Origin of the sequence: Pedobacter gandavensis (assembly GCF_032677645.1) — a bacterium.
GTDB classification, from domain to species: domain Bacteria; phylum Bacteroidota; class Bacteroidia; order Sphingobacteriales; family Sphingobacteriaceae; genus Pedobacter; species Pedobacter gandavensis_A.
Map to the genome: position 1 here is coordinate 348946 of NZ_JAVTSB010000003.1, position 12399 is coordinate 361344.

Below are 12399 nucleotides of genomic sequence, written 5' to 3' on the forward strand. Positions count from 1 at the left end.
TGCTGCTAGATGAGGGCATTAAATCATAGGTCTAAACTACCTTTTCTTTGCTAAACTACCCGCAAGTTCTTTGCTACATTACCAGCCAAAAACTTGTTTCAACTGCGGGTTAACTACAGTTTCTCCAATTGGAATCGGTCGGTAATAATATTTAGGGCTAATAAAATTCCTTGGCTGATCTCTGTCCCTGGTAAAGGCGATGAAGCCTGAAGTACCATTGGTCAGGTAGAAATTCTGATCTTTTCCTGTTTTATCTTTCAGGTAATATTTAGACAACTTGTCTCTTTCCACAGCTGGAATATTGGCAATAGAAGATTCATCATCCGGAGAAGGCAGGATCGCAATATCAGGTTTACCATCACCGGTTACATCCAGTCCACCCAATGCAGGAACATACATTCCCTGCTGACTATCCTGGAATAAGTTACCGCATTTCCAACGATTTAAATCATTGAAACGGAAACCTTCACAAGCGGTTTCTACCCTTCTCTCGCGACGGATTTCGAGCAATACTGCACCGCTTGCATTTGGATAAGCAGCGGCTAAAACAGGGTCTAAAGCAACACTCATCGTCAATGCAGGCATTTGAACCCTGTTACGTAACAGGTTAATCGTCTGGTCAAGGTCTCCCTGATTGATATTCCCTTTTTCTGCTTTAGCTTCTGCATTGATCAATAAGATCTCTGCATATCTGAAAATCGGCAAACCCGTATAATTCATCTCCCAACCTAATCTTAGCGCAGGATCACGAGGATAAAACTTGATTTGATTGTAGCCACCTAAAGTAGGTTTGATCCGGTAAGGCTCATCAATAGTACTTGCACCTCTAAAACCCGGGTTAATAATTGTTTCAGCCATTCTCGGATCACGGTCTGCGAAAACTTCCGTATATACCTTCGTATTAAATCCTGGAGTTGAGGTAAAAGGCGTACCATCTTTTTTCAGATAAGTATCTGCCAGATTTCTGCTCAATGACCAGGTATAATCCAATACCGTATGGGTATTATTTCCTACGTTTAATTCCTTATTATAATCCGCCCACATGATCATTTCCTTATTCGTGGCCAGACTTGGGCTTACAAACAGAGATCTATAATCCAGCGCACCATTACCAGTACTCACTAAAGTAAAACCACCCTCTTTCATGATCTTGTCGGAAGCGGCAACTGCTGCATCCAGGAAGCGCTGATAATCACCAGTCAGCCCGATTTCATCATGATACTTTCTGAAAGTACCCTCATGCAAAGAGAACCTCGATAATAAAGCCAATGCCGCCCATTTAGTGACCCTGGTATTCGCAGCTTTTGTTTTTGAATCATCTTTGATATTGGCTACCGCATAATTCAGATCGCTTAAAACAGAATCTACCACCAATGCTCTTGGGTCTTGTCCTTTGTATAAATCAGGATCCGTTTCCGACAATACATGGCCATACCAGGGTACATTATGGTATTTCTTTATCTTCTCAAAGTAGAAGTTAGCGCGGAAAAACCTAGCGATTCCAACAAAGTGTTTGATCAGGACCGGATCACCTTTAACCTGTCCGATATGATCCAACATGAAGTTGATTTTTCTTAAATTTTCCCAGTCCTTTTTGTCCCAGCCACCAATATTAGAGGAAGATATACTCCCTCTTAACATGATATCAACTTCCCCATCTGCGTTATAATTGGAAATATTGTCGGAATTGATATCAGAATAGCTGGCACCAAGCTGGCCGTAAAAACCATTGCTATAAGTCTCCAAATCTATTGGTGATTGAAAAAAAGCACCTTCAGTAATTTCAGTTTGTGGGTTCCTTTGCAGGAAGTCCTTCTTGCAGGCAGTTAGCCCTATGGTCATTAATCCTAATGCAAGGATATAAGTTGTTTGTAATTTCATGATCCTTCTTGCGTTAAAAATTAAGGTTTAAACCAACAGAATAGGTCTTTTGGAAAGGATAAATCGCGCCATCCAATCCTTCAGGGTCTAGCCTGGCTTTGATGTGCGAAACATCAAAGATATTCTCTGCACTGAAGTACACCCTAAGCTTATCCATTTTCAACTTGTTGGTTAACGATTTTGGAATTGTATAACCGAGGGTAAGATTTTTCAACCTCAGGTAAGAAGCATCCTGAAGGTATTTCGTTTGTGGATTTCCCAATTCCGTAGCGTCTTCGGCGATATAAGCCTTCACACGTGGGAAATAAGCATTCGGCGTTTCCGGAGTCCAGCGATCCAGGTTATGCACCTGCACATTGGTCCATGGTTGCGCATATACGCCCCAGAAGTAATGATTACCCGCACCAGGGTACCAATCTCTTTTGCCTACACCCTGGAAGAACACACGAAGATCGAAACCTTTCCATCCGGCACCAAGATCGATTCCATACTGATATCTGGCCTCGCTGTTTCCGATGATTTTCTGATCTCCATGATCTGCAAGCGTATTTTTTCCCTTATTAATTTTACCGTCGTTATTGAGGTCTCTAAACTTTAAATCGCCTACATCAAACTTGTAACCGGTATCATCGGCACCAACTGCACTCTGGTCGGCATGACTCGCCAGTTCTTCTTTCGACTGGAAGAAACCTTCTGTTTCTAATCCCCAGATTTCACCGATTTGTTTTCCTACGTAATAATCACTGATCACACCATTAGGGTTATCAAATTTGGTGATATAACTGCGGCTATCTCCCATATTGAAACCAACATTATAGTACAGCTGACTGTTGTTGACCATGAAACCATCTTTCCATCCGATTCTCAATTCCCATCCTTTAGTTTTCAAATCAGCGGCATTTACCTTCGGTTCTAAGACCCCAAAAGCGCCCGGAAGAGTTTTTCCTCTGGTCAGCATTCCTTTGGTATACCTGGTATAAGCATCAAAAGTCAGGTCCAATCTGTTTTTAAACATGCTGATGTCTCCACCAAAATTCATCGTAGAAATCCTTTCCCAGGTTAAACTCTGGGCCACTGATCCCGGAGGATTTACGGTGGTCGGTCTGTTACCGTCCAGAATCTGACCGATTTGTCCGGAGCTCATCGTTGGGATATAAGAATAAGCGCCCACATCCTGATTACCCAAAGCACCATAAGAAGCACGGAATTTCAACAAGTCGATTTTCAGTTTTTCTGCTACAGGCTTAAAAAAGTTTTCATTACTGATCACCCAGGCCACCGAAGCAGAAGGGAAGAATCCCCATCGGTCATCCGAAGGAAAACGGGAAGTACCATCGTAACGGCCGTTCAGTTCCAGGATATACTTGTTGTCGAAAATATAGTTTAAACGATAAAACCATCCTCTAACCGCCCATTCTTCCATCCGTTCTCCCATGGTCATCGCACCGGTAGCCAGGTTAATAGAAGGCAAAGTCCCGCTGATTAAGTTTGTGCGACTTGCATAACCATAGCTCCAGTTTCTGGTTTCCTGATTGAAACCAGCAAGCACCTGCAGGTAATGTTTCTCGTTAAAAGTTTTATGGAAATCGGTATAGATGTTATAAATATTTTGTCTGAGGTGGCGTTCAGAATTTGTGGCAGATCCGGCTACATTACCACTATAGCTAATGGCAGCATTCGGCCCGGCTTTATAAGGAATTGCCAGATCAAAAGATCTTCCGGTAGTATCAATTTTCCTGACCGTTGCATCTGCTTTTAAATCCCATACGTCTTTAATCAGCGCTGCTTTTGCGGTAAAAGTAGTCTGGAAATTACTGGTTCTGGTTACCCTGCGGCCCCCACTTTGCATTTTCCCCAATAGGGCAGCTCCGGTAGAAGTCCAGCTGCCATCCGGATTAACAGGCACATCCAGCGAACTTTGTCTGTTCACATTATGGAAGAAACCTTCTCCATTGTAAGATGGCTCATCATAAGTACTGGTATTAAAAGCAGTATTATTCCCAATGGTTAACCATTTTGACAAATTATAATCTGCTTTAGCACGAAGGTTGTAACGGTCGTATTTATCATTACCATATTTAAACATCCCTTCATTTCTAAAGTACTCCGTAGACAGATAATAACTCAGTTTATCGTCTTTTTTGGAGATATTCAGGTTGGCATTATACGTAGGTGCGTTAGCATTATAAACCTCATCCATCCAGTTTGTACTTCCATAATACATCCAGGCATTTGGATCCGATGGGGAAACAATCACTGAAGGTAAAGACGGGTTTGCCGAACGTTGTCTGGCATATTCCCTGATGTTTTCCGGATACAAATCGTACAAAGGATAAGCAGCATCATGTTTATACTCCATTACTTTCAATGGGTCGGTCACAATATCCGGTACTTTACCTAGCTGTCTGATCGCATAATACGTATTAGCATTTATTTTTAAATCTTCGCTCTTAGCTGATTTTGTAGTAATTAATACGACACCAAAAGCACCTCTGGCCCCATAGATCGCTGCCGATGCGGCATCTTTCAATACGGTTACATTCTCGATATCTGCCGGATTTAAAGCCAACAGTTCCTCACTGGTATAGGGTACGTTATCTACCAAAATGTATGGAGAACCACCATTTAAGGAAGTAAATCCACGGATATTAAATTTAGGGGCTTTGTTCACCTGTCCGTTGGAAATGGTGATATTCAGGTTGGGAATCAAGCCTTGTAAGCCTGCGCCAACACTGGTAATTGGTCTGTTTTCCAGATCTTTTCCGGAAACACCGTCCACCGCACCACTCAGGTTTACTTTTTTCTGCGTTCCGTAACCCACCACCACAACTTCATTCAGGAACTTATCATCGTCTTTTAACACGATATTGATTTGTTTGCGTGTACCGATCACCACCTTTTGCTCCGTAAGACCAACATAGCTGAACACCAATACATCTGCCGGCGAACCTGCTTCAATCTGGTAATTACCATTTCCGTCGGTCGTGGCTGCTTTCGCTGTTCCCATGATCCGTACAGATACACCTGGAATAGGCAATCCTTTTTCATCCGTCACCATCCCTTTGATTAAAATGGCTTCATTGATCCAGGATAAAGTTGGCAGGGCATCCTGATCACGTCTCTTAAAAATCACGATGTTGTTATCGGATTCGCGGTAAGAAAAAGGAGTCCCCTTCAACAGGTCAAATAATACTTCGTTTAAAGGTTTACCAGAAACCTCCATTTCAATCCCTTTCACCTTTCTCAATTCGTTGTTATTATAAGAAAAATCCAGTTTACTGGTCTTACTGATTTTCTCTATAGCTTTTTCTAAAGATTCGCCTTTTAAGTGAATACTCACCTTAACATTCTTAAGCCCCTGGCTTAAAGCTGTTTCCGCAAAAATGGTTCCAGCGGAAGCTAGCAATGTGGCAAACACTATTAATCCTACTCTCATTATCTTAAGAATTAGTGTAGTAATGTTTTTTTTCATATTTTTAATTCGTTTTAAAATTTCATTGAAACATAGCACGGCCTTCTGGTGAATTTTTCGAAGAGTTTCCCAATTGCTGTACATTCTGATCAGTATCTGTTAGAGCAGATACTGATCTTCTTTTTTTGAGTACTATTAAAGTTTAATTACATCCACTACCTGTGATCAGCACCTCCTTTTCTTCTTTAATCTGATAAGTAATTCCTTGTATTTCCTTGATGAGGTCTAAAACCTCTTTTAAGCTTTGTTTCGTATTGAAGCGAATGCTATTCTGGCAGTTTTTAAATTTCTGCTGATCATATTTGATCTTCACCTGGTAGGCGTTTTCTACAGCGAGCACCAGGTCTTCAAAATAAGCCGCATTCAGGATCACATTGCCATCATTCCAGGCTTTGCGCTCAGTAGCTTTTACTTTGACTACGGTCGGTTTCCGGTGATCTTTGTTATAAATTGCTTCCTCATTTTGCTCCAATACGCTGGTCTGTTGATGATCGTCACTTACGGCAACTTTTCCGCTGACCACTGCTACACTCATGGTAGACAATGCCTGATAAGATTTCACCACGAAAGAAGTCCCCAATACATTGGTCTTAATTCCAGCGGCTTCTACCACAAAAGGAACCTTATCGTCATGTACGATATCAAAGAAACCTTCACCTTCTAACAGGTAAACCCTTCTTTTCTCTCCGAATTTCTTTGGGTATTTAAAGGTGCTGGCAGAATTTAGCCATACCGTAGAACCATCCGGCAGGACCAATTTTCTGGTCTCCCCTTTAGCCACGGTAACCGTAATATAGCTATCGCCGCCAAATGGTTGTAAAAACAACAAGCCTGTGGAGATCAAGACAAAACCAACTGCCGCAGCGATAGTCAGCATTGTTTTTTTCCTTCTCAGTTTTAGGATTCGATCCTGCCCTTCCCGGATTTCTTTAGTCGCCTGGATACGTTCCAGAATTTCCTGACCTAAGCTTTCCTTCTCCTGTAAATTTTCAAATACACCAGCAGCGTCATCAATTCCGAATTCTTTATATAGCTCGTTTTTTTCTTTCTCGTTCATATACTAAATACATAACGAACGAGGCGGAAAGAGGTACTATGAGAAAATAATCTTTTTTTTATCCCTGGAATGGATACTTGAGGCGCAGTCTTTTCAGGGCGCTGGTAATTTGATTCTTTACCGTTTGGGAAGAAATAGAAAGGTGACTGGCAATCTCATTCACAGAAAGTTCTTCTTCTCTGCTCATTTGAAAAACTTTACGCATCCCCACAGGCATGCTCTGGATTTCCAGTCTCAAATGACCGGCCAGCTCTTTAGTCGTGTATTGTTCGAAAAGGGAATGATCAGTTTCGTCGGTAATCTTTACAAACTCTACATCGTGCTTCACACGCAAAGTTTGCCGGCGCTGGAGATCCGTCAGTTTATTTTTTAATATGGTATAGATGAACCCGATAAAAGTGGTGGTAATTTTTAAAGAATGGCGTTTCACCCAGATCACCATAAACAGGTCATGAACCACATCTTTTGCTTCTTCCCTATTGTTCAGCTTCTTACAGGCAATTGCATACACCACCTCCCAATAGCGCGAATAAATCTCATTAAACGCGTCGTTATTGTCTTCTCTCAATAAGGCTAGCAATGCCAGGTCTGTTAGCTGTTTCAATAAAAAAGGTATTAGTTTGATTTATTTGGTGATCCAATATATAAATTTAAATGCAAAAGTACAGGAATAGAAAAATAGAGCGATCATACTAACCGTTAAGTTTTCATTAAGTTCTTACACAGAAAATTGACTAAAAACTCTTTTTATCGCTTTCTTAAGCTTAAAAGCTTCCAAAAAATCAGCAAATTTCTTAGGTTTAAATCGAAATGACAAAAGGGACAATCAAGACCATTGGGATCGGGGTATTATTTTCAATGCTTTGGGCATCTGCATCTGTAGCTACTAAATTCGGGGTACGGTCTGCACCGCCACTGATCCTGGCCAACCTTCGTTTTTTCCTCGCGGGAATCGTGTTACTCGGCTATTGTTATGGGATCAGTAAAGATAAAATCTATCGCCTGCCCAATGCGACAGAATGGAGACAGCTGGCCATTTTCGGCTTCCTCAATACCGCGGTTTACCTTGGATTGTATGTCTATGCCATGAAATTTACCGCGGCAGGCATTGGTAGTTTAGCCGTTTCCACCAACCCTTTACTCATCGTGCTTTTTTCTTCCTGGCTGATGGGGAGAAAACCTTCCGCAGCAGAAATATTAAGTATTGTACTTGGCATGACGGGGATCGCTTTCGCCACCTATCCATTATTAGGGAATCAAAGTACCAGCCTGATGGGAATAGGATTGCTCATGCTCAGTATGGTGGTCGTTTCTTTTGCCAGCGTTTACTATGCAAGAGTCACCTGGACCTTACCAAATCTGCTCATCAACGGATGGCAGGTTACCCTGGGTGGCTTCTTCCTGCTCCCTGTAACCATTGTTTTTGGTGATTTATCTTCCTTCCAGCCTGACACCACCTTTTGGTATTCGGTACTATGGCTAAGTCTTGCCGTTTCTGTAGTCGGCCTGATCTGCTGGTTTTTCCTCCTCAAACTCGATACCGTAAAAGCCTCTTTATGGCTGTTCCTTTGTCCGCTATTCGGTTTCTTTTATGCCTGGTGGCTGATGAATGAACCCATCACCTGGTATACCATCTGCGGAACCTTCCTCGTGGTTTTAGGCCTGTATATCGGTCAGCGACAACGCCTTAAAAAAGCAGCATAAACAAATTCTTTTGGATCTTTATATCATAATTTTCATAGCATCACACAATAAATTGTGTTAAAATATGTTAAATAGATATTAAAACCCAAGACATGAAAGCGATTAAGGTAGTTGTATTTACGGGGGTCATATTCAGAATGCTAGGTTTAACCAAGATATATTACTGGTTCAATAAGTAATATTTTTAGTAGATATATGATTTGTTTCCAGCGATTTCCTACATTCATCCATTGATGGATAAGGCCAGAATTGTTATGGGATAATTACAACCCGATCCATCTACTATTAACTAACTATTTTATGACTACTAAACTGAAAAGCTATTTTGCTGCTTTGGGGATTCTGGCTGCCAGCTATTCTGCAAATGCTCAAGCACCAACGAAATTCATCGATCCTGCAAATATGGATCTTACCGTTAAACCAGGTGATGATTTCTACCAGTATGCCAGTGGCACCTGGATCAAAAACAACCCTGTTCCTGCTAAAGAAACACGCTGGGGAAGCTTCAATGCGCTCCGCGATTTCAATATCAATGCTGTAAAAGGATTGGTAGAAGATGCAGCTGCCGACAAATCCGCGCCCGCTGGTTCTGTAAAAAGACGTGTAGGTGATTTCTATGCCGCTGCAATGGACAGTATCACCATTGAGAAACTAGGTTATACACCGATTAAGGCCGACCTGGAGAAAATCAAGCAAATCAGAGACCTTCAAGGTATTCTTGACCATGCCGCTTACCTGAGAACTACCGGACTGGCTTCGCCAATGTTTAGTTTTTATATTGGCCAGGATAGAAAAAACGTCAACAAATATATGCCACAACTTGGACAGGGAGGAACTTCCTTACCTGACCGTGATTATTACCTGAAAGATGACAGCAGAAGTGTCAAAATCAGAGAAGCTTATGATAAGTACATGACTACTTTATTTACTTTAACAGGTTATAGCCCTGCTGAAGCAAAGAAAAAAGCCGCTACCGTAATGGCCATTGAAAAGCAACTGGCAGAAGCGCAAATGCCAAGAGTGGAAATGCGTGATCCACATAAAACCTATAATAAATTTACCGTTGCTGATTTTAGCAAATCTACCCCTCAGTTGAACTGGGTAACGATGCTCCCTAAATTTAAAGTCAACGGACAGGATACGATATTGGTTTCTACCCCTAAATTCTTTGTCAGCCTGGACGGTTTACTAAAAACTATTCCTGTGGCCGACTGGAAAACTTACCTGGAGTGGAATGTTTTAAAATCATCTGCATCTAACCTGAGCAGTCCTTTTGTAAATGCTTCTTTTGCCTTTACTCAAGCACAAACCGGTCAGAAAGTACAAACGCCAAGATGGCAACGCATGTCGCAGCTTACCGATGGTACTGTTGGCGAATTGCTGGGACAATTGTATGTGGCGCAATATTTCAAGCCAGATGCGAAAGTCCGCATGACCGAATTAATTGCGAACCTTAGAAAAGCATTTGAGATCAGAATCAACAATCTGGACTGGATGAGCGACGTAACCAAAGGAAAAGCACTGGAAAAATTAAACGCTTTTGTTCCTAAAATCGGTTACCCGGACAAATGGAAAGATTATGAAGGTTTAACGATTACCCGTACTACTTACCTGCAAAACCTGCGTAATGCTGGTGCATGGGGCTATAATGAGATGGTTACACAACTGGGTAAACCAGTAGACCGTACCCGTTTCGGAATGACACCTCCTACCGTAAACGCGTATTACAGTCCAACGATGAATGAAATTGTGTTCCCTGCAGGAATTCTACAGTTCCCTTTCTTCGATCCTAATGCGGATGATGCAGTAAACTATGGCGGTATCGGTGCAGTGATTGGTCATGAAATGTCTCATGGTTTTGATGATTCCGGAAGTCAATATGACAAAGACGGAAACTTACGCAACTGGTGGACAGCAGAAGACAAGGTTAAATTTGAAGCAAAAACTAAAGCCCTGGGCGAGCAATTCGATGCTTACACCGTTTTAGATACGATTCATGTGATCGGGAAACTAACCATGGGCGAAAATATCGGTGACCTTGGTGGTTTAAATGCAGCTTACACCGCCTTTAAATTAACCAAACAAGGACAATCAGAAGATAAAATTGATGGTTTCACACCTGATCAACGCTTCTTCTTATCCTGGGCTCAGGTATGGAGAGGAAATGTATTGGATGAAACCGCAGCACAGCTGATCAAAACAGATCCACACTCGCCTGGTCCATTCAGAACCATTGGTGCACCCGTAAATATGGATGCCTGGTATAAAGCTTTTGATGTGAAACCAGGTGATAAATTATACAAAAAACCTGAAGACAGAATCAGAATGTGGTAATTCAGATCTATCTTTAAAATTCGTTCATTAAGCTAAAGCGCGGTCTCCTGTTTAAGGAAGGCCGCGCTTTTTTGTTATCTTGCGGCTTATCTATAAAATGCCGCTCAACTGTAAAAATGAATATCATAACTTTAACTGCCGACGGTTCCAATACGTTATTTAACGAAACAATTGGCGAACATTACCACTCTAAACATGGTGCTTTACAAGAAAGTAAACATGTATTTATTGATGCCGGATTAAAACACGTAGCCGAAAATCAACGCGAAATCTCCATTCTGGAAATCGGATTCGGTACAGGACTTAACTTCCTGATGACGCTGGAATATGCAATAGCGAATAACCTGGAAGTTAAATACACCGGATTAGAGGCTTTCCCTTTAGAAATGGATGCCTTAAAATCTACCGGTTATCAGCAATATGTTCCTGAAAACATCTGGAATAGTTTAGAAAACAATTATTTAGCAGCCCTAAAAGCACCGGTAACCCTTTTGCCTGGTCAGGAGTTAACGATCCCTCATATCACCTTAGACCAGTTTCAAGCCCCGGCTACATTTGACCTGGTTTACTATGATGCCTTTTCCGTACAACACCAACCGGAAATGTGGTCGGATGACATCATTGCCCATACCTGTAGCTTCCTGAAACCTGGTGGAACCTTCGTCACCTATGCCATCACCGGAAAATTAAAACGTGCTTTAAAAAGCAATGGCTTTACCATTGAAAAGCTACCTGGCGCACCTGGAAAAAGAGAAATGCTACGTGGAACCAAGTTGTAACTAATGTCATTTTCCATGGCTGAATTATCGGTCGTACAACAATTTCTTCTTTTTTGTTGTTAAATAGATACGCCCTTAATAATTAAAGACGAACAATTAAAACAACAGATAGCTGGCAATGGAAAAAAGAAAATTAGGCAACTCCGATTTATTTGTATACCCGATCACTTTTGGTGGGAATGTTTTTGGCTGGACCATAGACGAAGCGAAATCCTTCGAAATATTAGATGGCTTTACCGAAGCCGGTTTCAATTTTATTGATACCGCAGATGTGTATTCCCGATGGAATCCCGGCAACTCCGGTGGAGAATCGGAAACTATCATCGGTAACTGGATGGAAAAACGAAAAAACCGTACGGAGGTGATCATTGCCACTAAAGTAGGCGCAGATATGGGTCATGGGAAATCGCTTTCCAAAAAGACCATCCTGGAAGGTGTAGATGCTTCCCTGAAAAGATTAAAAACAGACTATATAGACCTTTATCAGAGTCATTACGACGATCCGAATACGCCGATAGCGGAGACGCTGGAAGCTTATGACGAGCTGATCAGAGCAGGGAAAATCCGCTGGATTGGTGCTTCAAACTACTCCGCAGCACGTTTACAAGAATCTTTAGAGATCGCGCAGAAATTGAGTCTCCCTAAATACCAGACTTTCCAGCCTGAATATAATCTATATTCCCGTGAAGGATATGAGAAAGAACTAGAAGCGGTAGTGCTGGAGCATAAACTTGGTGTCATCAATTATTACGCCTTGGCCAGTGGTTTCTTAACCGGAAAATACCGCTCCGAGGCCGACTTAAATAAAAGTCAGCGTGGCGGTGGAATTAAAAGTTACCTGAACGACAGAGGTTTCAAAATACTGAAAGCATTGGATGAAGTATCCGAACAATACAATGCCACACCGGCAAGCGTATCCCTGGCCTGGCTCCTTGCCCGACCTTCGATAACCGCGCCTATTGCCAGTGTAACAAGCCTTTCTCAATTGGAAGACCTTAAAAAAGCAGCAATGCTAAAATTAAATATAGAAGATATCGCCATTTTAGACGAAGCAAGTAGCTGGAAATAATCCTCCCCTACCTGTAAAAATAATAAGACATCTTTCTAAATGCCTTGCTAAAGAATATTTGGCAAGGCATTTGTCTTTATCTGTAAATTACTAAATTAGCCTG

General features: G+C 41.7%; 8 protein-coding genes. 4 read left to right on the forward strand and 4 right to left on the reverse strand.

Annotated features, from left to right (window positions below):
- Positions 1-78 precede the first annotated feature (78 nt).
- From R2Q66_RS07315 to R2Q66_RS07330, 4 genes are all read right to left on the reverse strand, one after another.
- Entirely contained in the window at positions 79-1881 is a 1803-nt protein-coding gene (locus tag R2Q66_RS07315) for a RagB/SusD family nutrient uptake outer membrane protein (RefSeq protein ID WP_316747358.1), read from the reverse strand.
- A 13-nt stretch (positions 1882-1894) separates the two neighbouring features.
- Positions 1895-5317: a TonB-dependent receptor gene (locus tag R2Q66_RS07320; RefSeq protein WP_316747360.1), complete on the reverse strand. Its 3423-nt coding sequence runs from the start codon at positions 5315-5317 to the stop codon at positions 1895-1897.
- A gap of 178 nt (positions 5318-5495) precedes the next feature.
- A complete protein-coding gene (locus R2Q66_RS07325; RefSeq protein ID WP_316747362.1) occupies positions 5496-6410 on the reverse strand; it encodes a FecR family protein in 915 nt (304 codons plus the stop codon).
- Between the two features lie 58 nt (positions 6411-6468).
- A complete protein-coding gene (locus R2Q66_RS07330) occupies positions 6469-7014 on the reverse strand; it encodes an RNA polymerase sigma-70 factor (protein WP_316747364.1) in 546 nt (181 codons plus the stop codon).
- A 206-nt stretch (positions 7015-7220) separates the two neighbouring features.
- On the opposite strand from R2Q66_RS07330, the gene R2Q66_RS07335 reads away from it, so the two are divergent.
- The 4 genes from R2Q66_RS07335 (at position 7221) to R2Q66_RS07350 (ending at position 12296) form a co-directional block, all read left to right on the forward strand.
- Positions 7221-8114, forward strand: a complete 894-nt coding sequence (locus R2Q66_RS07335; RefSeq protein ID WP_316747366.1) for a DMT family transporter — start codon at positions 7221-7223, stop codon at positions 8112-8114.
- Positions 8115-8414: 300 nt separating this feature from the next.
- Positions 8415-10448 (forward strand): M13 family metallopeptidase, encoded by a 2034-nt coding sequence (locus tag R2Q66_RS07340; protein WP_316747367.1) that lies wholly within the window; start codon positions 8415-8417, stop codon positions 10446-10448.
- 116 nt (positions 10449-10564) lie between these two features.
- Positions 10565-11227, forward strand: a complete 663-nt coding sequence (gene mnmD, locus R2Q66_RS07345; protein WP_316747369.1) for a tRNA (5-methylaminomethyl-2-thiouridine)(34)-methyltransferase MnmD — start codon at positions 10565-10567, stop codon at positions 11225-11227.
- 118 nt (positions 11228-11345) lie between these two features.
- Positions 11346-12296, forward strand: a complete 951-nt coding sequence (locus tag R2Q66_RS07350) for an aldo/keto reductase (protein ID WP_316747371.1) — start codon at positions 11346-11348, stop codon at positions 12294-12296.
- Positions 12297-12399 lie beyond the last annotated feature (103 nt).

Excerpts from the sequence above, each read along its gene's own strand:
- R2Q66_RS07315 (WP_316747358.1), bottom strand. The coding sequence starts at position 1,881 with ATGAAATTACAAACAACTTATATCCTTGCATTAGGATTAATGACCATA.
- R2Q66_RS07320 (WP_316747360.1), bottom strand. The coding sequence starts at position 5,317 with ATGAGAGTAGGATTAATAGTGTTTGCCACATTGCTAGCTTCCGCTGGA.
- R2Q66_RS07325 (WP_316747362.1), bottom strand. The coding sequence starts at position 6,410 with ATGAACGAGAAAGAAAAAAACGAGCTATATAAAGAATTCGGAATTGAT.
- R2Q66_RS07335 (WP_316747366.1), top strand. The coding sequence starts at position 7,221 with ATGACAAAAGGGACAATCAAGACCATTGGGATCGGGGTATTATTTTCA.
- R2Q66_RS07340 (WP_316747367.1), top strand. The coding sequence starts at position 8,415 with ATGACTACTAAACTGAAAAGCTATTTTGCTGCTTTGGGGATTCTGGCT.
- mnmD (WP_316747369.1), top strand. The coding sequence starts at position 10,565 with ATGAATATCATAACTTTAACTGCCGACGGTTCCAATACGTTATTTAAC.
- R2Q66_RS07350 (WP_316747371.1), top strand. The coding sequence starts at position 11,346 with ATGGAAAAAAGAAAATTAGGCAACTCCGATTTATTTGTATACCCGATC.